18 protein-coding genes are annotated in these 21,986 nt (G+C 70.4%); 11 read left to right on the top strand and 7 right to left on the bottom strand.

Annotated elements, in window-relative coordinates; translation table 11 throughout:
- The first annotated feature begins 21 nt into the window (after positions 1-21).
- Both HKK74_RS03780 and HKK74_RS03775 read left to right on the top strand, forming a co-directional pair.
- The gene (locus HKK74_RS03780) at positions 22-1,395 is read left to right on the top strand and encodes a PspC domain-containing protein (RefSeq protein ID WP_187241632.1); all 1,374 of its coding nucleotides are present in this window, start codon (positions 22-24) and stop codon (positions 1,393-1,395) included.
- A complete protein-coding gene (locus tag HKK74_RS03775) occupies positions 1,388-1,585 on the top strand; it encodes a hypothetical protein (protein WP_187241631.1) in 198 nt (65 codons plus the stop codon). The genes HKK74_RS03780 and HKK74_RS03775 overlap by 8 nt, the downstream gene beginning before the upstream one ends.
- Positions 1,586-1,606: 21 nt before the next feature.
- Here HKK74_RS03775 and HKK74_RS03770 read toward each other — a convergent pair whose 3' ends face one another.
- Entirely contained in the window at positions 1,607-2,131 is a 525-nt protein-coding gene (locus tag HKK74_RS03770; protein WP_187241630.1) for a cupin domain-containing protein, read from the bottom strand.
- A gap of 355 nt (positions 2,132-2,486) precedes the next feature.
- On the opposite strand from HKK74_RS03770, the gene HKK74_RS03765 reads away from it, so the two are divergent.
- Positions 2,487-4,037: an alkaline phosphatase D family protein gene (locus tag HKK74_RS03765; protein WP_187241629.1), complete on the top strand. Its 1,551-nt coding sequence runs from the start codon at positions 2,487-2,489 to the stop codon at positions 4,035-4,037.
- Between the two features lie 241 nt (positions 4,038-4,278).
- Here HKK74_RS03765 and HKK74_RS03760 read toward each other — a convergent pair whose 3' ends face one another.
- Entirely contained in the window at positions 4,279-5,235 is a 957-nt protein-coding gene (locus HKK74_RS03760) for an RNA polymerase sigma-70 factor (RefSeq protein ID WP_312881219.1), read from the bottom strand.
- Positions 5,232-6,164 (bottom strand): NAD-dependent epimerase/dehydratase family protein, encoded by a 933-nt coding sequence (locus HKK74_RS03755; RefSeq protein WP_187241628.1) that lies wholly within the window; start codon positions 6,162-6,164, stop codon positions 5,232-5,234. The genes HKK74_RS03760 and HKK74_RS03755 overlap by 4 nt, the downstream gene beginning before the upstream one ends.
- Positions 6,165-6,417: 253 nt before the next feature.
- On the opposite strand from HKK74_RS03755, the gene HKK74_RS38950 reads away from it, so the two are divergent.
- The 6 genes from HKK74_RS38950 (at position 6,418) to HKK74_RS03725 (ending at position 14,218) form a co-directional block, all read left to right on the top strand.
- Positions 6,418-8,214: a DUF222 domain-containing protein gene (locus HKK74_RS38950; protein WP_222721835.1), complete on the top strand. Its 1,797-nt coding sequence runs from the start codon at positions 6,418-6,420 to the stop codon at positions 8,212-8,214.
- A gap of 825 nt (positions 8,215-9,039) precedes the next feature.
- Positions 9,040-9,531 carry a (2Fe-2S)-binding protein gene (locus HKK74_RS03745; RefSeq protein WP_187241627.1) on the top strand — a complete coding sequence of 164 codons (492 nt, stop codon included), beginning with the start codon at positions 9,040-9,042 and terminating at the stop codon, positions 9,529-9,531.
- Positions 9,528-11,924, top strand: a complete 2,397-nt coding sequence (locus tag HKK74_RS03740) for a xanthine dehydrogenase family protein molybdopterin-binding subunit (protein WP_187241626.1) — start codon at positions 9,528-9,530, stop codon at positions 11,922-11,924. The genes HKK74_RS03745 and HKK74_RS03740 overlap by 4 nt, the downstream gene beginning before the upstream one ends.
- The gene (locus HKK74_RS03735) at positions 11,921-12,781 is read left to right on the top strand and encodes an FAD binding domain-containing protein (protein WP_187241625.1); all 861 of its coding nucleotides are present in this window, start codon (positions 11,921-11,923) and stop codon (positions 12,779-12,781) included. The genes HKK74_RS03740 and HKK74_RS03735 overlap by 4 nt, the downstream gene beginning before the upstream one ends.
- Before the next feature lie 192 nt (positions 12,782-12,973).
- A complete protein-coding gene (locus HKK74_RS03730; RefSeq protein ID WP_187241624.1) occupies positions 12,974-13,147 on the top strand; it encodes a hypothetical protein in 174 nt (57 codons plus the stop codon).
- A gap of 75 nt (positions 13,148-13,222) precedes the next feature.
- Positions 13,223-14,218 carry a CDP-alcohol phosphatidyltransferase family protein gene (locus HKK74_RS03725; protein WP_187241623.1) on the top strand — a complete coding sequence of 332 codons (996 nt, stop codon included), beginning with the start codon at positions 13,223-13,225 and terminating at the stop codon, positions 14,216-14,218.
- Here the strand turns inward: HKK74_RS03725 and HKK74_RS03720 are convergent.
- The 4 genes from HKK74_RS03720 to guaA form a co-directional block, all read right to left on the bottom strand.
- Positions 14,196-14,939 carry a class I SAM-dependent methyltransferase gene (locus tag HKK74_RS03720; protein WP_312881218.1) on the bottom strand — a complete coding sequence of 248 codons (744 nt, stop codon included), beginning with the start codon at positions 14,937-14,939 and terminating at the stop codon, positions 14,196-14,198. The genes HKK74_RS03725 and HKK74_RS03720 overlap by 23 nt on opposite strands.
- A 101-nt stretch (positions 14,940-15,040) precedes the next feature.
- Entirely contained in the window at positions 15,041-16,516 is a 1,476-nt protein-coding gene (locus HKK74_RS03715; protein WP_187241622.1) for a hypothetical protein, read from the bottom strand.
- 196 nt (positions 16,517-16,712) lie between these two features.
- Positions 16,713-17,456, bottom strand: coding sequence for an SRPBCC family protein (locus tag HKK74_RS03710; protein ID WP_187241621.1), 744 nt, complete (start codon positions 17,454-17,456; stop codon positions 16,713-16,715).
- A gap of 91 nt (positions 17,457-17,547) precedes the next feature.
- Positions 17,548-19,113, bottom strand: coding sequence for a glutamine-hydrolyzing GMP synthase (gene guaA / locus HKK74_RS03705; RefSeq protein WP_376771504.1), 1,566 nt, complete (start codon positions 19,111-19,113; stop codon positions 17,548-17,550).
- A 217-nt stretch (positions 19,114-19,330) separates the two neighbouring features.
- Between guaA and HKK74_RS03700 the strand changes: the two genes are divergently transcribed.
- Together HKK74_RS03700 and HKK74_RS03695 are read left to right on the top strand one after the other, a co-directional pair.
- Positions 19,331-20,290, top strand: coding sequence for a zinc metalloprotease (locus HKK74_RS03700; protein WP_187241619.1), 960 nt, complete (start codon positions 19,331-19,333; stop codon positions 20,288-20,290).
- Positions 20,291-20,418: 128 nt separating this feature from the next.
- Positions 20,419-21,984: a succinic semialdehyde dehydrogenase gene (locus HKK74_RS03695; RefSeq protein WP_187241618.1), complete on the top strand. Its 1,566-nt coding sequence runs from the start codon at positions 20,419-20,421 to the stop codon at positions 21,982-21,984.
- Positions 21,985-21,986 lie beyond the last annotated feature (2 nt).

The raw sequence follows: 21,986 nt of genomic DNA, 5'->3' as shown, positions 1-21,986 counted from the left end.
CCGAACCGAGACCATGTGTCCATGAGTGACGACAGCGCTGGACCTGGCCGGGCCGAACCCGCGAAGGAAGGGTACGCGCCCCGCGGAGCGGACCGGCTGCCGCGCGCCCGGGAGGGCCGTATCGTCAACGGGGTCTGCGCGGGTCTGGGCCGCTACACCGGCATCGACCCGTTGATCTTCCGCATCGGCTTCGCTCTGCTCGTCGTGGCCAACGGCACCGGCATCCTGCTGTACGTGGCCGCCGCGCTGCTCATGCCGGACGAACGTCCGGACTCCTCGGACGCGGGCCCGTCTTTCGCCGAGCAGATCCTGAGACGCCGCTTCGACGGCGACACGACGCTCGCCATCCTCGGCGGACTGCTTTCTCTCGGCGTGCTGCTCAGCTTCACCGGCGCCGGGCGCTCCCAGACCGCGCTCACCGTGGTCCCCGTGTTCGCCCTGGTCCTGCTCGTCGCGCACTCCCGCGGCGTGAACTTCGCCGAGCTGGCCCGGACTCTCCCCGAACGGTTGCAGGGCCGGCCACTGCGGTCGCCGGCTCCCCCACCGCCGGCGCCCGCCGCCCGGCCCGTGGCCTTCGACAAGGAGACCGGACTGCTCCCCGGGATGATCGACCTGGCCACGCTGGGAAAGGGCTCAGCCGGGCGCGCCGCCCCGCCCGTTCCACCGTCTCCACCGTCTCCGCCCGGTCCGCCGTCTCCGCCGGGCCCGCACCCCGGGCCGGGCCGGTTCACCGTGCCCGGGACGCCGCCCCCGCGGGCCGCCGGCGGGCCGGCGCCCTCCTGCGGACCCTCCGTACTCACGCCGGTCATCCTGCTCGTGGCGATGATGGCGGTGGCCGCGATGGTCCCGGTCGCCGTCGGCCATCCGCCGAACAGTGCCGTACAGATCGGGACCGCAACGGGGCTGGCCGTCGTCGGGTTCGGGTTGTTGATCGCATCGATGTACGGCCGTGGCCGGGGTCTCATGGCCTGCGGCACAGTCCTGTCGCTCGGCTTGGTGACGACGTCCGTCATCGCGGAGGCACCTGTGAACGGCCGGTTCGGTGATGTCGAGTGGCGTCCGGTCGACGCGACCAGGTCCGAACAGTTCTACAAGGTGGCCGTGGGAAGCGGACGGCTGGACCTCACGGCCCTGCCGCTGGTGCCGGGGCAGCGGATCAGGGTCAACGCCGAGCTCACGGTGGGTGAGTTGCTGGTCAAGGTGCCGCGGACGGCCCGGATCGACCTCCACGTCCGAGCCGGGCTCGGCGACGCGACCGTGGAGCGCCGGGTCACCAGTGGCCCCAACGCCAAGGTGAACGAGCTGCTGGAGCCCGAGAGCCGCCCGAAGAACCCACCGGTCATCGAGCTCCACGTACGAAGCCGGATCGGAAACGTGGAGGTGAGCCTTGCGTAAGCACCGCTTCGACCCCGGCTCGCTGCTCGCCGGCCTGCTGTTCCTCGCCGTCGCGGCGGTCTACCTCGCCGGCGGCCTCGCCGAACGGGCCATCGTGCGGGCGGAGATACTCGGGCCCGCCGTGTTCATCGGCCTCGGCGTGGTGGGCCTGGTGCGAGTGCTGACCCGGGCCCGCCGTCGCGAGCCCTGAGCACCCGGCCGCACCGGCTCCTCAGCGGCCGGCGCGGTCCGGCGACGGACCGGACGACCCGTCGGCGGCCCGGCTCGTACCGGAGGCGTGCAGGGTGATGGCGAAGCTCGTACCGGGATTGGCGAGCTCGTGCAGATGGCCGTCGTCGCCTCGGCGCGGACGGGGACGGCCGCCGAAGACGCGGACCCGGTTGGCGCGCAGCGGACGCTCGGTGACCCCATCGGCCGCGATGGTGACCTCGGCCAGCTCTCCCGCGATCAAGGTGGCGACCTGCGGCACGTCACTCTCGTGCGGGCGCAGGTGAGTGCGGCATCCCGGCGGCCACGCGGTCAGCCACACGTCGGCGTCCTCGGCACCGGGGAGCCGCACGCTGACCGGCCCGGACGGGTCGAACCGCACCTGGTGCCACCAGTCCCCGGGCCGCCCGGTGTGCTCTCGTACTAGCGCGGCGAGCTGGCCGACCGTGGGCGGGCGCCTGGTCACCACCCGTCCATGCGGGTCGTCCTGGCCGCGCATCGTGATGTCGGGAATGAGATCGAGGTCCACAGGGAGACGTCCTTCGTGTACGGGCGGGCGCCCGAAGACAGGGTGGCCGGAGCCGGGACTGTGACGCTGGAAACGCGGCTGGGACAGCGGTCAGCGACAACAACACGAAGGACACAGCGCGGCGCCCGTACGGCTGCGGAGCTCGGCGGAGAACGCTGAGCCCGGCACCATCGGGTCACGACGAGAATCGCGCGCTGGCATGCGCACAAGGAGACACTCCATCACGGTGGGTTGTCAAACCGGGTGCCACGCCATCGACCTGCCGGATTCGCCGGATGGACATCATCGGGTCTGGCGCAGTTCGCGAACGCCGCGCATCATGCGCATGGTCACTTGATCGAGACAGGAGTCATCCATGGTGTTGGACCGGCGGACCTTCCTTCGAACCGGCCTTGTCGCAGGCGGCGTCGTGGGCGGCGGGACCATCCTCGGCGCGGGAGCTTCCGCCGTGGCGGCGCCCTCGCTGGTACGCGGCGGCCGGCCACAGCTGACGCACGGAGTGCAGAGCGGCGACGTCACGGCGCACGGCGGCGTCGTATGGACGCGCTCCGACCGGACCGCGCGGATGCTCGTCGACGTCAGCGACCGCCCGGACTTCAAGCACGCCCGCACCATCGGGGGCCCGCTGCTCACCGCCGACACCGACTTCACCGGCAAGACGTTCCTGACCGGCCTTCCGTCCGGCCGCCAGATCCACTACCGGGTACGGCTCGACGGGGACCGGATCTCGTCCGCTCCCACGGTCGGCGGCTTCCGTACCCCTTCATCCGGTTCGTCCGGCCACCGCGACATCAACTTCGTCTGGTCCGGTGACCTGGCCGGACAGGGCTGGGGCATCAACCCCGACTTCGGCGGCTACCGGATCTTCAAGTCGATGGCCGCGCTCGAGCCGGATTTCTTCCTGTGCAGCGGCGACTTCGTCTACTCCGACGGGCCGCTGACCGAGACGGTCACGCTGCCGGACGGACGCACGTGGCGCAATCTGGTCACCGCGGAGAAGGCCAAGGTCGCCGAGACCCTCGCCGAGTACCGCGGCCAGTTCCGCTACAACCTGCTCGACGCCAACCTGCGCGCCTTCAACGCGGCCGTGCCGACGATCTACCAGTGGGACGACCACGAGGTGGTCAACAACTGGTACCCCGGCGAGATCCTCGATGACGCCCGCTACACCGAGAAGCGCGTCGACGTCCTCGCCGCGAGGGCCCGGCAGGCGACCATCGAGTACACGCCGAGCGCGATCCGCGGGGCGAACGGCCGGATGTATCGCAAGATCGAGCACGGTGGGCTGCTTGACGTGTTCGTCGTCGACATGCGCACCTACAAGGACCCGAACGGCGCGAACAACTCCACCAGCGGCCCGGGCCTGCTCGGCGCCGAGCAGCTGGCATGGCTCAAGCGCGAGCTGCGCGCCTCCAAGGCCACCTGGAAGGTCATCGCGGCGGACCTGCCGATCGGCCTGATCGTCCCTGACGGCACCGCGTCCGAGGGGATCGCGCAGGGCGATGGCGGGCGGCCGCTGGGGCGTGAGCGGGAGATCGCCGACCTGCTGTCGTACGCGAAGCGGCACCGCGTGAAGAACATGGTCTGGCTGACCGCCGACGTGCACTACACCGCGGCCCACTTCTACGACCCGGCCAAGGCCGCGTTCAGCGACTTCGACCCGTTCTGGGAGTTCGTCTCCGGCCCGCTCAACGCGGGCGCCTTCGGCCCCAACAACCTCGAGGGAACGTTCGGACCCCAGCTGCGCTTCGCCAAGACGCCGCCGGCGGCGAACAGCTCACCCGCCGAGGGCTTCCAGTTCTTCGGCGAGGTCTCGATCGACGCAGAAAGCAAGGAGCTGACCGTTCGCCTGCGCGACCTGAACGGCACGGTGCTCTACACGACCGATCTCCACCCCGCCCGATAGCTCGACCTCGTTGCCACTGACGGGTGGCGCACCACCGCTGGATGACCTGCCCGAGGTCGCAGTGCTGCGGGATGTCCGGACACAGCAATACGAGCTCACCGCTCGCCCTCGGACGGTTCGCGGTCCGGCAGGGCCTGCGTGCGGGTCTGGGCGGTGGACCGGGCGACGTCCATCGCGCCTGGCCAGGCCGCCGTGGCTGCCTGTCGGGCTGGGGCGGACCGGGGCGCCCTGCCGTGATTGCTCACGGTGGGGTTTCCCGGCCCGCCAGCCGTACCGGCCCCTCGGTCTGGAGCTCAGTCGGCTCTTCGCGGAGGGCCGCCCAGGCATCCGCCACGGGACCCATGTGCCCGAGCTTGTCGGGGTTGTTCACCGTACGGATCGTCTGGATCTGCCCGTCGAGGATGTCGAGCGCCCAGGTGTTGAGGACCTTGCCGTCCCGGTCGCGGAAGATCGCGCCTGGCTGGCCGTTCACCTGGTGCGGCTCCACCTTCGCTCCGATCCGGGCGAACAGCGGAACGAGCGCGGCGAGCACCCGGGCCACGTTCTCGGCACCGATGAAGCGGTCGGCCCATTGCGGGGCCTTGCCGCCGCCGTCGCCGACCATCTGGACGTCGGCGGCCAGGAGCTCCCGCAGCCCGTCGACGTCCCCGTCCCGGAAGGCGTCGAGGAATCGCCCGGCGAGCTCGTCGCGCTCTTTGCGGTCGGTTTCGAACCGGGGCCGACCCGCGTCCATGTGGCGGCGCGCCCGCACCGCGAGCTGGCGGCACGCCGCCTCCGACCGCCCCACCGCCGACGCAACCTCGGGGAAGCTGAACCCGAAAACCTCTCGCAGCACGAAGACCGCGCGTTCGAGCGGGCTGAGCCGCTCCAGCAGCAGCAGCGCCGCCATCGACACCGAGTCGGCCAGCTCCGCCGACCGCTCGGGGTCCTGGTAGGGGTCGGTGAGCAGCGGCTCGGGGAACCACGGCCCGACGTACTCCTCCCGCCGGACGCGGGCCGAGCGCAGCACGTCGATCGAGATCCGGGTCACCACGGCCGACAGGAACGCCTTGGTCGAGGCGGGTTGTGTCGGGGCGGCCTCGTAGCGCAGCCAGGTCTCCTGGACCGCGTCCTCGGCCTCACTCACGCTGCCGAGGATCCGGTAGGCGATCGAGAACAGCAGCGGCCGCAGTTCCTGGAACTCCTCGACCCGGGTCACGCCAGCTCCTCCTGGAAGCCCTGCCGCCAGGAGGGGTAGCGCAGCTGCCAGCCGAGCTCCCGCTTGGCCTTGGCGTTGGAGAAGCCGCGCCCCTCGGTCATCATCACCACCGCCACGTCTCCGGCCAGCGGCCGGGCCAGCCACTTGGGGACCCGCATCGGCCGCTTCGCGCCCGCGCACGCCGCCAGATACGGCAGCCACTCACTCGCCGGAGCCGGTTCGTCGTCGACGATGTTGAACACGCCCCGCGCCTTCTGCTCCAAGGCCAGGACGGTAGCGGACGCCGCATCGTCCAGATGCACCCACGAGCAGTACCCGGCGCCGCCCCCGATGACCGGGAACTGCCGCTTGCGCACGGGCTCGACCAGGTCGTCGGTGGCGCCCGGCCCGTAGAACCAGCCGTATCGCAGGACCGCGCCGCCTGCCTTGACGACCACGTCATCGACGTGGTCGATCGCCGTCATCCCAGGCTCCGCCGGCGTCCCCGTCATCGGGTCCAGCGGGTCCTGCTCGGTCTTCACCCAACCGCCCTCGCGGATGCCGTTCCAGGCGGCGTAGCCCTGCGCGACGAAATGAGGGACGCCGGTCGCCTCGGCGGCGGCCAGCAGGTGGTCGGTCCCCTCGGTGCGCAGCCGGTTGGTGCCGGCGAACCACTGATCCATGTGCTTCATATCGGGCTTGCCGGCATGCGCCACGGAAATCGCGGTCATCTGGTGCACGATCACGTCCGGCCGGGCCTTGGCCACCGCCTCACCGACCGACACCGCGTCCAGCCCGTCCATCACGACGCCTTCCGCGCCCAGCTGCTCCAACGAGTCCAGCTTGGCCGCGCTCGTCGTCGTCGCCGTCACCTGGTGACCCCGCGCCACCAGTTGCGGCACCAGCCGCCGACCCAACACCCCGGTCCCGCCTGCGACGAACACCCGCATGACCATCAACCTCCTGATCAGAGCCTGTCTGTGACACCCAAGACGAGACAGCCCCGGCCATCTGTGACATGCGGACAGAAATAGCCGGAGAAGATCGTTTGGCGGCGCCGACTGGGACAAACCCTCAGACCGGCGATTGCTACCGGGACCTCCAGTAGTGCTCCGCACACTGCGTTCATCGGGCTGTAGTCCAGTCGGCCGGATCAACACAATGGGCTTCCAATCGATTACTCATTGTGATAAATTCGAACGTATGATCGAGCGCGAGTCGGGGCAAGCCCTGCCAGAGGGGCTGGCGGAGATGTCGCCGGGGCCCGAGCTGGCGGCGGCCCTGTCGTCGGTCGATCGGTCGCGGCTATGCGGATTCGATCTGGTGGTGGTCTTGCAGGCGCGGGGGCGGCAGCTGGCGTTCGATCAGGCCGAGCTCGCGGCGGATCTGATGGCGGTGGCCGAGTGCGTGGCCGTCGAGAGTTCGGGTGTGTCGTGGGTGTGGAACTCCGATATCGACGGGCTCGCGGCGGCCGAGATCGCGGCAGCGTTGACCTGGACCAAGCGCACCGCACGATCACGGCTGCAGGAGGCGAGGCTGCTGATCGAGCGGCTGCCACAGGTTTGGGCGGCCCTTCGGGCGGGTTCGATCGATGCGCCAAAGACACGGGTGATCGTCGAGGGCACCAACGCCGTCGACGACCACATCGCCCATCTGGTGATCGGGCAGATCCTGCCAGAGGCACCGGGCCTGACCACGGGCCAACTGGCCTACCGGCTGCGTCGCCTCATCGCCGAGGCCGACCCCGAGGCGGCACAGCGCCGCCATGAAGAGGCCGTGAAAGAGCGGAAGGTCGTGCGCGGGACCAATCCCGACGGCAGCGCCTTCCTGTCCGGGTGCAATCTGCCGGTGGACCAGGCCGCCGCGGCCGATGAACGTCTGGACGCGCTGGCACGTGCGGCCAAACGGAGCGGCGACAGCCGGCCGATGGACCACATTCGCGCCGACATCTACCTCGGATTGATCGCGGGCACCTGGCAAGGCCCATCCCCGGTCCACCGACGCGGTGTGATCGAACTGACCGCTGACCTGCCGACCCTGATGGGCCTGGCGGAACGGGCCGGTGACCTCTCCGGGTGGGGGCCGGTCATCGCCGATATCGCGCGTCAGATCGCCGCGGCTCGGGCCGCGGACCCGGACACCGACACCATCTGGCGGTACAGCATCACGCACCCGCTCACCGGAGCCCTCCTCTACCACGGCACCACCCGGCCGCCCACACTGCACAGCGATGGGACCACGCCCGGCGAGACAATCGGGCGAGGCCCCACCGCGGCAGCGACGGAGGGGCGAGGTGGAGCCCGTACGACCAAGACCAAGACGCACAAGAAGGAGCGGAGCAGCACCCGACCGAGCGAAGCCCGTCCAGGCAGCACCGGCCCACCCGGGTCTCCACCGAACGGGGCCGGGCCGGGCAGAACGACAACGGGTCCGGCCGGGGCGAAGGGCGCCGATTGGGATCATCACGCCGATTCGGGTCACCACGAGGCCGACGAGGCCGCGCGGGACCAGGCCGAACAGGATGCCGGCGGCCCGACCTCGGGCAGCGAGTCGGCCAGGGAGAATGCGGGCGGCCGGGACCGGGCCGGCCGAAACGGGACCGGCCGGGCCGCGGTTCGCCGTGCGGCCGGGCGACGCGCCCGGAACGGGCGGGACAGGCGGCGGTTCCCGACCTCACGCCAACGGGCCTTCGTGATCGCACGAGATCGCACCTGCCGGGGCCCCGGATGCCGTGTCCCCGCCAGCCGATCGGAGATCGACCACCGCATCCCCCACGCCCATGGCGGCCCTACCGAGGTCGGCAACCTCGACGCCGAATGCACGCACTGCCATGACCTCAAAGACGCCGGCTGGAAGGTTCACCGCAACCGCTACGACGACACGGTCTGGACCAGCATCCTCGGCCACACCTATCGGGTGCCCGCCGAACCCGTCACCCCGCCCTGGGCGATCAGCGTTCTCGAGCGATGCCTTCTCGACCATATGCGAGGACTGGAATGACGGCGAGCACTGGAATGACGGCACGGGCCGCAGCGGCATGTCATCGAAGCCACCCGGCGGACGCGCACCGCGCGTGAGCCCATGCGTCGACGAAACGGGCTCACGCGGGTTACGCCGGTCTAGATATGCTGATCGATGACTCCAACGGGGACTTTGTCACACCCGACCGGCATGTAATACCGGCATGTAATAAAGGTCTTTCGCCGGTATGAAGCCCTCCATATCGGATCTGTTCAGCGCCAAGGCCTCGGGGAAGACCCGTATCCCGGTGATCTGCTTTCCGTCCGTACGGACCCCGATTCTGGTGCTGGGATCTGCGAGTTCGAACACGGCGTTCCGGCACCCCGTCCACCTGCCCGGCCTCGTGCACGGTCGCTTCGCGGCCGGTCGCCCACACGATGCACGTGCCGCCCTTGGTGCGGTAGCTCTGCCCCGGGTTGAGATCGACACGTCCTCCGCTCTTCTGCGGGACGAGCGAACGGGAGCCGGGGCGGCACGCCGCCAGCGCGGCGGCGCCCTCGACCGGCCCGGGCCGATGGGGAGGGGTCCCGGCTGCGGGATCGCGGCCTGGCGACCGGTCGAGTCACCGACGGGCCGTAGGGCCGCCGGCCGCCTGCCTCGCCCGCGAAATATCCTGAAACAGGTGTCGATTCGGGTCTGGCACACGCTTCAACCAAGGCATACGTTCAAAGAGCCGCCCCTCCAGCGACGGAGGTGCATATATGTCCGTACTACCCCGATTGTCGCAACCATCCCGCGGTCCTCCACGCGGCGTCTTCGGCTGCCGACGAACCACCCCCGGAGACGCACCCGAATGGAGGACACATGCCGCGCGTCAAGGTCGAGGTCGACGGTGTGACGTACGAGGACGACGTCGAACCGCGCCTTCTGCTCATCCACTATCTGCGCGACCGATTGGGAAAGGTCGGAACCCCGATCGGCTGTGACACCACCAACTGCGGAGCCTGCACGGTGCTCCTCGATGGCATGAGCGTGAAGAGTTGCTCCGTGCTCGCCGTCCAGGCCGACGGCCATCAGGTCGTCACGGTCGAGGGACTCGGCATCGGGGGCGAGCTGCATCCGATGCAGCGGGCGTTCCACCAGGAACACGCACTGCAGTGCGGCTTCTGCACCCCCGGCATGATCATGGCTTCGATCGACCTGTTGCGCGACAACGCCGATCCGACCGACGAGGAGGTCCGGGAGGGCCTCGAAGGCAACCTGTGCCGCTGCACCGGCTACCAGAACATCGTGCGGGCCGTGCGCGCAGCAGCCGAGGAGATGCGCCAGGCACCGGAGCGGGAGGCGGCGTCATGACCGCGCCCGTACAAAGCACGGCACCGGGCGAGATCGGCTCCGCCCGAAAGCGCTCGGAGGACGCCCGGCTGATCACGGGCCGGACGCAATGGACCGACAACATCCAGTTGCCCGGTATGTGCCACGTGGCCTTCCTGCGCAGCCCGTACGCCCACGCCCGCATCACGCGGGTCGACGTCGAGGCCGCCAAGGGGCAGCCCGGGGTGATCGCGGTGTTCAGCGGGCAGGACTTCGCCGACGAGCAGGGCAGCCTGCCGTGCGCGTGGCCGGTGACCGAGGACATCATCATCCCGGCCCACCCCGCGCTCGCGGTGAGCGAGGTCCGGCACGTCGGTGAGGCGGTGGCCTGCGTGGTCGCCCGCGACCGCTACGCCGCCGCCGACGCGCTCGAGTCCATCGACGTCGACTACGAGCCGCTCGAGCCGGTGCTCGACATGGAGGAGGCGCTGCGAGAGGGCAGCCCCGTCGTGCACAGTGAACACGGCACCAACCGGTCCTACCAGTGGGTGTTCGAGAACGGCGACCTCGACGCGGCGTTCCGTGACGCGCCGGTCGTGCTCGAGCGCCGGTACGTCCAGCAGCGCCTGATCCCGGCCGCGATGGAGCCGCGGGCGGTGGTCTGCGAGCCCTTCGGTGACGAGTTCCGGCTCTGGTCGGCCACCCAGATCCCGCACGTCCTGCGGGTCATGCTCGCCATGGTCACCGGCATCGCCGAGCACCAGATCAGGGTGATCGCGCCGGACGTCGGAGGCGGCTTCGGGTCGAAACTGCAGGTCTACGCCGAGGAGGTGCTCTGCCTTCTGCTGGCCAGGCGGCTCGGCCGGCCGGTCAAGTGGACCGAGTCCCGCAGCGAGGGAACGATGGCGACCCACCATGGCCGCGACCAGATCCAGCGGCTGACGCTCGCCGCAGAGCGCGACGGCAGGATCCGCGGCCTGAAGGTCGACCTGCTCGCCGACATGGGCGCCTACCTCATGCTGGTCACCCCGGGCATCCCGTTGCTCGGCGCGTTCATGTTCAACGGCATCTACAAGATGGACGCCTACTCCTTCACCTGCACGGGCGTCTTCACCACCAAGACCCCGACCGACGCCTACCGGGGCGCGGGGCGGCCTGAGGCGACCTACGCCATCGAGCGGCTCATGGACGAGCTCGCCGCCGAGGTCGGCCTGGACCCGATCGAGGTACGGCGACGCAACTGGATCCGGCACGAGGAGTTCCCCTACGACACGATCGCCGGCCTCACCTACGACTCCGGGAACTACGAGGCGGCCACCGAGCGGGCGCAGATCCTGTTCGAGTACGACCGGCTGCGCGCCGAACAGGCCGACCGCCGGGACCGCGGCGACCCCGTGCAACTCGGAATCGGCGTCTCGACCTTCACCGAGATGTGCGGGCTCGCGCCGTCCCGCGTTCTCGGCTCACTGTCGTACGGCGCGGGCGGCTGGGAGCACGCCTCGGTGCGGATGCTGCCGACCGGCAAGGTCGAGGTGGTGACGGGCAGTTCGGCGCACGGCCAGGGTCACGAGACCGCGTGGGCTCAGATCGCCGCGGACGCGCTGGGCGTGCCGTTCGAGGACATCCGGGTGCTGCACGGCGACACCCAGGTCGCGCCGAAGGGCATGGACACCTATGGCTCCCGGTCGCTGGCGGTCGGCGGGATCGCCCTGCACAACGCCTGCCTGAAGGTCGTCGACAAGGCTCGTACGGTGGCGGCGCACCTGCTCGAGGCCGCCGAGCAGGACATCGAGTTCGAGGGTGGCCGGTTCTCCGTACGAGGCGTGCGCGACCAGGCCAAGACGATGCAGGAGGTCGCCCTGGCCGTGTTCGCCGCGCACGATCTGCCGGACGGCGTCGAACCGTCACTGGACTCCGACGCAACGTTCGACCCGGACGACTTCTCGTTCCCGCACGGCACGCACCTGTGCGCCGCCGAGGTGGACACCGAGACCGGGTTCGTGCGGCTGCGCTCCTATGTGGCGGTCGACGACGTCGGGAAGGTCGTCAACCCGCTGATCGTCGAGGGCCAGGTGCACGGCGGGCTCGCGCAGGGCATCGCCCAGGCACTGTACGAGGAGGCGGTCTACGACGAGGCGGGCAACCTCACCACCACGACGCTCGCCGACTACCTGGTGCCGTCGGCGGCCGACCTGCCGGCGTTCACCACCGACCGTACGGAGTCGCCGGCCACCACGAACCCGCTCGGGGTGAAGGGCGTCGGCGAGGCCGGCACCATCGCGTCGACCCCCGCGGTGGTCAACGCGATCGTTGACGCGCTCCGCCCGCACGGCGTCCACGACGTACCGATGCCGTGCACGCCGGAGCGGGTCTGGCTGGCGATCACACAGGGCGCGGGCGGCGGACTCGGATCGACTTCGGGAGGTAACCCATGATCCCGGCTCAGTTCGGATATGTGCGGCCGGAGTCCGTGGACGAGGCCGTGGCCTCGCTGGCCGAGGCCGGCGAGGACGCGAAGGTGCTGGCCGGCGGGCAGAGCCTGCTGCCGTTGATGCGCCTGCGGCTCGCCTACCCCGAGGCGCTGATCGACCTCGATCGGGTGGCGGAGCTGCGCGGGGTCCGAGATGACGGCGACGCACTGTTCATCGGGGCCATGACGACGCACCACGATGTGGTGAGGGACCCGTTGGTGCACGCGCACGCGCCGCTGCTGGCCCAGGCCACCGCGACCGTCGCCGATCCGGCGGTACGGCATCGCGGCACCTTCGGCGGTTCGCTCGTGCACGCCGACCCGGCAGGCGATCTGCCCGCCGTGACGCTGGCGCTGGACGCGGTGTTCGTGGCCCGGTCCCCCCGGGGCATCCGAGAGATCCCCGCGGCGGACTTCTTCGTCGACCTGCTGACGTCGGCGCTGGAGCCCGATGAGCTGCTCACCGGGGTACGGGTGCCCAAGCTCGGTGAGGGGTGGGGCTGCCACTACGAGAAGTTCCACCGGACGGCCCAGGCCTGGGCGATCGTCGGGGTCGCGTGCGCCGTGCGCCGCTCGAACGGCACCGTGGCCGAGGCCCGGATCGCGCTCACCAACATGGCGTCCCGTCCCGTGCGCGCGCACGCGGTCGAGACCGCCGTGGCCGGCGGCCCGGTGTCGCTCGACGCCTTCCGGTCCGCGGCGGGCGCCGCCGCCGAGGGCACGGACCCGCCCGCGGACCTGCACGGCTCGGCGGAGTACCGCAGGCACCTGGCCCGGGTGCTCACCGCCCGTGCGCTCGCCACCGCGGCGGGTGCTCCGTAACCGAGGCCCGTTTCCGCCACGCCGGCCGCCCGCTCCTGTAGCGGGCGGCCGCGGCGCACGGGGGATCGTCGTCTTCGGCGCCTTCATCCTGAGCACCCCGGACGGCCGCCCAGGGTCAAGTCTGGGGCAGGCATTGGTGAGTTGGATGCGATGTGCATGGGGGCGGTCACGCTTCGTGTGCACCATGTGGGCATGACGCGCTTGACACTCAACGAACTCGAGGAGCTCGTGCGCTCCGATCCGGAAGTCGACGCCGACGAGGCGTTGGAGTACGGCGACTGGCTGGCCTTTCAGCGCCCCGGCCGCCGCGAACGCCGGCCGGAGCGCCGGCTGAGAGGCCTGCTGAAAAGGCGCCGTGAGCGGTAAAGGCTGCCTCATGAAAGCACACGGTGATGCCCTTGCCCCTTCGCGGGGCTACGCACAGTGAGGATGCTTGGCCCCATGGTGACCTTTTCCCTGGACGACGTGCGAGCCGTCCGCAAGAAGCGCGACGCGTGGTGGACCGTCTTCCTGGTCGACCCCATCGCGATCCGGTTGACGCGGTTCCTGGCCAACCGCACGTCGATCACCCCGAACCAGATCACCGTGGGCTCCATCGTCCTCGGCGCGGTCTCGGCCGGCTGCTTCGCACTGGCGTCCCCGGGCTGGCTGGCCCTCGGGGCGCTCTTCTACCACCTGAGCTTCGTGCTCGACTGCTGCGACGGGAAGATCGCCCGGCTGAAGCGCAGCGGCACGCTGTTCGGGCTGTGGCTGGACTTCATGTTCGACCAAGCCCGCGTCGTCTGCTGCGCTCTCACGCTGACCGTCGGCCAGTACATCGTGACCGGACAGGTGGCCTACCTGTACCTCGGCTTCGCGATCATCTGCCTGGACGTCCTGCGCTATCTCAACTCGGCACAGGTCTCGAAGGCCCGGCGGCTGATGCGCAAGCGCATCAGGGCCGCGGTGCGCGAGCACGAGGCACTGGAACTGACCAACGGGATCGTCGCGCCCCAGCCGAGGCTCAGCGACGAGCAGCTCAGCTACGTCGAGGACACCCTCAGGCAGCGGCCCGAACCGGACCCGGATCTGGAGGAGCCCGCCCCGGCCGAGGAGCGGGTGGTCGACCTGCACCGCGAATTCAACTCACGTTTCCCCTGGTACCGCGGGGTCCGGGTGTTCATGCTGCGGCACCGGGTGCGCACCCACCTGATCAGCGGTATCGAGTTCCAGATGGCGGCGTTCATCATCGCGCCCCTGGTCGCCGCCGTGGCCGGCGGCGGTGCCATCTTCGCGGTGACGATCGGTGCCGGCGCCCCGCTCCTGATCCTCGAACTTGTGATCATCTACAAGCTCCTGCTGCAGACGAGGGACTGCCAGCGCGTCCTCGACGAGCTCGCCGCGTCGAGGGAGGCGGCGTCGCAGCGACGCCCGCTCACCGTGGTCGGCGGCCGGTGACGTGCCCGCCGCCGCGCGGACGACGGACTCCGGCCATCAGCGTGACGCCCGGAAACGACGCCACCGGCAGGTAGCGCTCCAACCTGATGACGGCGCTCAGCGCGCCGTTGAGCACGGGGGACGGCGTGCCGAGGTCACAGCCGACCGAGTCCCGCCGCCGGCGGCTCACCACCGGGCGGAGCAGTACGTTCCAGCTCCACATCCGCTCGACCAGCAGACCGGCTCCGTGGACCACGTCCGCCAGCGCCTCCCTCGTGTAGCGGCGGACCCGGCCGAGTGAGAGGTCGTGGGTCGACCACAGCGCGGGATCGGCCGGGACCGCGATGAGGGCCCGGCCGTCCGGCCGCAGCACCCGGGCGATCTCGTCGGCCACGGCCTGATCGTCCTCGGCATGCTCCAGAACGTTCAACGCCAGGACGAAGTCGTACTCCGCCGTGGCCACGGGAAGAAATCGCGGATCCGAGCGGTACGCCTCCAGGCCCCGCCGCCGGGCGATCTCGACGGCGGCCTCGCAGCAGTCGACGGCGACCGCCTGCCAGCCGTGGTCGAGCAGCACACGAGTGTTCCCGCCGCCGCCCGCGCCGATGTCGATTGCCCGGCCCGGTTCGCCCAACCTGCGCAGTTCCCGCGCGATGACCGCACGACGCTCGCGGTGCCACCAGTGCCGGTCCTCGCAGCCGGCGGCACGCTCGATCGCGACCGCGTCCACTTCGCCACCCACCCCCCGATGGCCACCGAATGTGACTACGCGTTACCGTACGCGTTCGGGCAGTGCCGCGCCCGCGAGGATCGCCGGGGCCGATCGCCGGATTCCCACCGCGGTCACGGGGGCGGAAGATGGGCGTGCCAGCCGCGGTCGGGACGCAGGCGCACGTGCCGCCAGCCGGCCGGGAAGTCACGGCTTCTCCTGCTCCGGGTGACCACCACGACGTGGAGGCCACGCGCCCGCATCCGGTCGAGGATCGGCTCGATCTCACGGGTGGCGGCTCGGCGCGGCACCCCGTGGACATAGCGCCGCCAGTAGCGGCACTGCGTGAGGTAGGCGATCTGCGCCGCGTTGGTGCCGTAGATGACACACGGCCGCCGAACCGGCAGCCGGGTGATCGCGTGGGCCTGCTGGATCCCCTCGCGGCGCGTCTCGCGCAACTCGAGGGCCACGCCATGAGCCATCGTGAGCTGGGTGACCGCCACCGACGTCACGATCCCCGCCGCGGCGGCCGGGCCGCCCGGGCGCCGCCGTCGCGACAGCCATCGCAGGCCCTCCGCCGCCGGCAGCGCCAGGAGCGCGTAGGTGGGCAGCAGAAAGCGCGGGTTGGCGAGATGGGTGAAGAAGAAGTACGGAACGGCGTTGGCCAGCGCCACCGTGACGGCGATCAGGGCCGCGGGCCGCCCCGCGGAGCCGCGCAACGCCAGCAGCCCGACCACCGCGAAAGCCGTCAGCACGAGCCAGACCAGCCCGGCGCCGAGGGTGACCCGGCCGCAGGTGCCGTCGGCCGACGTGCAGAGGAGCGTGCCGGTGCCGAAACTCTGCAGATGGCGTACGACCTGCACGTGCAGCCCGTCGCCGTTCCACCGAGCGATCTGCGCGATCCTCGGCAGCAGACCCCCGAAGCGCACTTGGGCCTCGATGATCCACGGGATCCAGCCGATCGCGCTCCCGGCGATGATCGCGCCAAGCACGGGCATCCGCCCGTGACGACGCGGAAATGCCGTGAGGAGCAACGGGAGGGCGATCCACACGGTGTCGACGGGCCGCACCGCGGACATGACGCCGAACACCGCCATCAGCCCGGCGAGCACCCGCACGGGCGGCCGGGATCTCGCCTCCGCACCCTCGGCGGCCCGGCCCGCCCGGACGAAGAGCGCGACCGCCGCGACGGCGCACAACGCGGTGAACATGTTGGGCATGGCCGCGTTGCCGTAGAAGACCGACACCCACAACGTGCACAGCAGGAGTGCCGCGAGCGGTACCGTCCCGGTGTCGCGCAGCCGCAGCCACGACCAGAACGCGAAGAAGACACCGAGGCTCGACAACGCGATCACATAGCCGCGCACCAGCGCCGTGGAGGCGTCCATGGCGGCCACCGGGGCCACGATGAGCGGGACGCCCCAGGCGCGGGGCGCGTCCATGAAGCCCGGCGGTACGTCACGGGAGAACTGCGTGACGTAGAGGATCTCATCCCAGCCGAGGAACACGCGGTGCATGCCGAGGACGAGCTGCGCCAGCGCGTATCCGGCGGCGACCAACCCGAGCAGCCCGAGGTTGCGCCGGGAGCCGCGGCCCATCCCATGGGACATGCCGATCTCCATTGGTCCCTGGCCTGGGCGGCTCCACCGGTCGAGGACGAAAAGAGCAGGCGGATCGTCGGAGAATCCAAGATCGGCCGCAGCTCGTTTCCAGAGATCTGCCCACATCAGGGCATGACCTCACCGCTTTCGTGGTGATCAAGCGGTAAAGGTTCAGAGCCGACGGCCCTCGGTACCCCCGGCGCGGTCAGCGGTGGTGACGCCCCCGCCGGCGACGGAACACCCGCCAGACGGTGAGTACGGCGATGACGCCGGCGGCGACCGGCGCGACGCGCTTGGCCACCGAGGGGCCCGCCACCTCGAGCAGGTCGATCGCCTCCTCGCTGCGCCTCACCGGCGGAGCGGGGGCCACCGGTACCTGCGCGGCGGCCTCAGCCTCGGGCGCCTGAGCCTTGGACACCGGCGCCTCGGACACCGGGACCTCGGGCGCGGGGGCCGCGGCATCCCGGGGGGCCGCGGCACCCTGGGGCGATGCCGCGAGTTCGTCCGCGAGGGCCTTGGCGAACCGGGCGATGAGCTTGCCGCCGACCTCCGACAGCATGTTGCGGCCGAACTGGGCCGGACGGCCGGTCACGTCGAGCTTGGTGTGGACCGTCACCCGGGTGGACTCGCCCGCCGTCTCGTCGCCGGTCTCGGGGCGCAGCTCGGCCCGCACGGCGACGGACGCCGTGCCGGACCCGCGGGCCTCTTTGCCGGTGCCCTCGATCGTGACGACATGGGCCGACTCGTCGGCCTTGACGATGCGCGCGGTGCCCCGATAGGTGATGGTCATCGCGCCCAGTCTCACCTTGAGCCGGCCGTTGAACTCGTCCCCGTCGATCGAGTCGAGCGTTGCCCCTGGCACGCACGGTGCCACCCGCTCCACGTCCAGCAGTGTCGGCCACGCCCGATCCACCGGAACCGGAACGGTGAACTCGTGCTCGAGCTCCATGACTGATGCCTCCCGTAAGCTCCTTGTACGACCTTATGGCCATCGGCCGCCGAGCCGCCAGACGGCGGATCCGTTCACACGGCCCGAGAGGCTATTCCCATTCGATGGTGCCGGGCGGCTTGCTGGTGATGTCCACCACGACCCGGGTGACATCGGCGACCTCGTTGGTAATGCGGGTCGAGATCTTCTGCAGGACCTCGAAGGGCAGCCGCGCCCAGTCGGCGGTCATCGCGTCTTCGCTGGTCACCGGACGCAGCACCACCGGATGACCGTACGTGCGCCCATCGCCCTGCACTCCCACCGACCGGACGTCGGCCAGCAGCACGACGGGGAACTGCCAGACGTCGCGGTCGAGGCCGGCCCTCGACAGTTCCTCGCGGGCGATCGCGTCGGCGTCGCGCAGGACGTCGAGCCGGTCCCTCGAGACCGCGCCGATGATGCGGATGGCGAGGCCGGGGCCGGGGAACGGATGCCGCCAGACGATCTCGGCCGGCAGGCCGAGCTGCTCGCCCAGGGCCCGCACCTCGTCCTTGAACAGGGTCCGCAGCGGCTCGACCAGCTGGAACCGCAGATCATCTGGGAGCCCGCCGACGTTGTGGTGCGACTTGATGTTGGCCGTACCGGTACCGCCACCGGACTCGACCACGTCGGGGTAGAGGGTGCCCTGCACCAGGAACTCGACCGGCTCGGCCGACTCGCCGACGATCTCGCGGGCCGCCACCTCGAACACCCGGATGAACTCGCGTCCAATGATCTTGCGCTTGTCCTCGGGGTCGGTGACGCCTTCGAGGGCGGACAGGAAGCGATCGGTGGCGTCGACCACGTGCAGGTTGACGCCGGTGGCCGCGACGAAGTCCTTCTCGACCTGCTCGGCCTCGCCCTTGCGCAGCAGCCCATGGTCGACGAACACGCAGGTCAGCTGATCGCCGACGGCGCGCTGGACGAGCGCACCGGCCACCGCCGAGTCGACTCCGCCGGACAGCGCGCAGATCACCCGGCGGTCGCCGACCTGGGCCCGTACGGCGTCGATCGTCTCCTCGGCGATGTTCACCATGGTCCAGTTGGGCCGGCAGCCGGCCTCCTCGTAGAGGAACCGCCGCATGACGTCCATGCCGTGGTCGGTGTGCATGACCTCTGGATGGAACTGCACGCCGTACAGCCCGTGGGCCCGGTCCTCCATCGCCGCGACCGGCGTGACGTCGGTGCTGGCGGTGACGGTGAAGCCCTCGGGAGCGGCCGAGCAGGAGTCCCGGTGGGACATCCACACCGACTGTTCGGCCGGCAGCCCGGCCAGCAGCGATCCCTCGCCGGAGTAGCGCAGGACGGCGCCGCCGTACTCGGCCACGTCGGAGTTCTCGACCAGGCCGCCGAGTGCCTGGGCCATGACCTGGAACCCGTAACAGATGCCCAGGGTCGGCACCCCGGTGGTGAACATTCCCGTGGGCGCGGCCGGCGCGCCCGGCTCGTAGACCGAGGACGGGCCGCCGGAGAGGATGATCGCTTTCGGCCGCTTGGCGAGCATCTCCTCGACCGGCATGGTCGATGGCACGATCTCGCTGAACACACTGCACTCGCGCACCCGCCGTGCGATCAGCTGCGCGTACTGCGCGCCGAAGTCGACGACGAGGACGGTGTCAAAGGACTGCTCGACGGACAACGAGTATGCCTTTCGGAGATACGGGGCGATCGTCCAGTCTAAAGGCCACTGCCTGCGCTTACGCATCGATCCCCTACCCATGTGGCAGGTCGTCACCAGGCCCGGACCACTCCGGAGACGCCCGACTTCGCGCCACCCTCCCAAATTAGTGACGAGTCGGTCGCACTGTGTAATGATCTGGTACCTGTGGAGACCCCCACTCCCTTTGGAGTCTCTTTTGAAACGCGCAGGTCTGCTCGCCGTGGCCGGTGTCCTTTCGGCCGTACCACCGGCCGTTCCCGCCGTAGTCACCGGCACCGCGCCGGCGGCGTCCGCGCCCGCCGGCCGAGAGGACGTGTGCCGGCGGAGCGCCCGGGGGATCGGGCGCGGCGCCCCGGCGCCCGCCGGCGTCCATGACGGCCACGGCGGCCGCGACCGCGCCGAGCTGACCCCGGCCCAGGTCGCGCAGGTGGAACGGCAGCTCAGCAACCTCCTGGCGCGCAAGCAGGCCAAGATGAACACCTCCGCGGCGACCCACGTGATCCCGGTGTACGTGCACATCCTGCACTTCGGCGCGAAGGGCAACCTGCCCGACGCGACCATCAACGAACAGATCGCGGTGCTGAACTCCACCTACGGCGGGAAGATGGGCGGCGCCGACACCGGCTTCAGCTTCTCGCTCAAGGGCATCACCCGAACCGACGACCAGTCCTGGTACGGCAAGCCCGAGGAGCACGAGAGGGCGATCAAGACGAAGTTGCACCAGGGCGGCGGTGAAGCTCTGAACCTCTACACCGCCAACCTCGGCGACCAGTTGCTCGGCTGGTCCACCTTCCCCTGGCAGTACGCCGCGAACCCGACCATGGACGGGGTCGTGGTGCACATCGGCAGCCTGCCCGGCGGGGCGAGCGTCAACTTCGACCGGGGCTACACGGCGACGCACGAGGTCGGGCACTGGCTGGGCCTGTACCACACCTTCCAGAACGGCTGCGAGAGCCCCGGCGACACGGTGGCGGACACGCCCGACGAGCGGGAACCGTCGAACGGCTGCCCCGCCGCCGGCCGGGACACCTGCCCGGCCGCGGGCGTCGATCCGATTCACAACTTCATGGACTACTCACGCGACAACTGCATGAACCAGTTCTCGATCGGTCAGGGCGAGCGCATGCGCAAGATCTGGGGCGTCTACCGTTCCTGAGCCGGCCCGCTCCCGGTCCGTTGCCCGGCAGTGACGGCCGGTGCCCGCGTACCTGAGATGTGGATCACTGCAAGTGATTGGTTACCAACTGGTAGCGAATCGTGGCCGACCGGTCGTACCCTCGCCCCATGGGAACCCCGAGGGTCCAGGAGCAGGCACCGGCGACCGACCGGATCGAGCGGCTCGCATCGCGCATCGCCTCCAGCGGCGGAGGCACGACCACCATCACGGCACCGTTCACCGGCGAGCCCCTCGCCGAGTTCCGTACATCGGCCGCCGCCGACGTACGGCAGGCCTACGAGCGGGCGCGCACGGCACAGGCGGCGTGGGCGGCCCGCCCGGTGCGGGAGCGAACCGAGCCGTTCCTGAGACTGGTCGACGCGATCGTCGACCGGCGCACGGAGATCCTCGACATCGTGCAGCTCGAGACCGGCAAGGCGCGCAAGCACGCCTTCGAAGAGGTACTCGACGTCGCGCTGTGCTCGCTCTACTACGCGAGGCGCGCGTCGCGGCTGCTGAAAGCGCGCCGCCGCCAGGGCATCATCCCCGGGCTCACCCGCGCCTACGAGCTCCGCCGGCCCAAGGGCGTCGTCGGCCTGATCTCGCCCTGGAACTACCCCCTCAGCCTGGGCGTCACCGACATCGTCCCGGCGCTCATCGCGGGCAACGCTGTCGTGCACAAACCAGACACCCAGACCTGCCTGTCCACCCTCTGGGCGGTGGATCTCCTGCACGAGCTGGGCCTGCCCGAAGACCTCTGGCAGGTGGTCGTCGGCGACCCCGCCGAGATCGGCGACCCGCTCATCGAGGGCGCCGACTACGTGGCGTTCACCGGTTCGACCCGCGGTGGCCGGGCGATCGCCGAGAAGGCGGGGCACCGGCTCATCGGCTGCTCGCTGGAGCTCGGCGGCAAGAACCCGATGCTGGTGCTCGAGGACGCCGACCTCGACAAGGCCGCCGAGGGCGCGGTCCGGGCCTGCTTCACCAACGCCGGCCAGCTGTGCATCTCCATCGAGCGGCTCTACGTCCACGCGAAGGTGCACGACGACTTCGTCGGCAAGTTCGTCCACCGGGTGGGCGCGATGAAGCTCGGCGCCGACCGTACCTTCGACGCCGACATGGGCTCACTGACGCACCAGCGTCAGCTCGAGACCGTCACCCGGCACGTAGAGCAGGCCAGGGAGAAGGGCGCGAACGTCCTGACCGGCGGCAAGGCGCGCCCCGATCTGGGGCCGCTGTTCTACGAGCCCACCGTGCTCACCGGCGTCACGGCGGACATGGACCTGTGCGGTGGCGAGACGTTCGGCCCGGTGGTCAGCGTCTACAAGTTCACCCACGAGGACGAGGCCGTCGCGCTGGCGAACGACACGACGTACGGGCTGAACGCCTCGGTCTGGACCCGTGACGCGGCCCGCGGCCGCCGGATCGGCGCCCGGATCCAGGCCGGCACGGTGAACGTCAACGAGGGCTACGGCGCGGCGTACGGCTCGCACGACGCCCCGATGGGCGGGATGAAGCAGTCCGGGGTCGGCCGCAGGCACGGCGCCGAGGGCATGCTGAAGTACACCGAGCCGCAGACGATCGCCAGCCAGCACGTCATGGGCCTCGCGCCGCCCGGCGGCATGTCGTTCGAGCGCTATTCGTCGCTCGTGGCCGGCTGGGTCAAGACCGCGAAGCGCATGCGCCTCAGGTGATC

Source organism: Actinomadura alba (genome assembly GCF_014323705.1).
In the GTDB taxonomy this organism is placed as follows: domain Bacteria; phylum Actinomycetota; class Actinomycetes; order Streptosporangiales; family Streptosporangiaceae; genus Actinomadura_C; species Actinomadura_C alba.
Note: the sequence above shows the minus strand (reverse complement) of the source record. Positions and strands in the feature narration are given on the sequence as shown.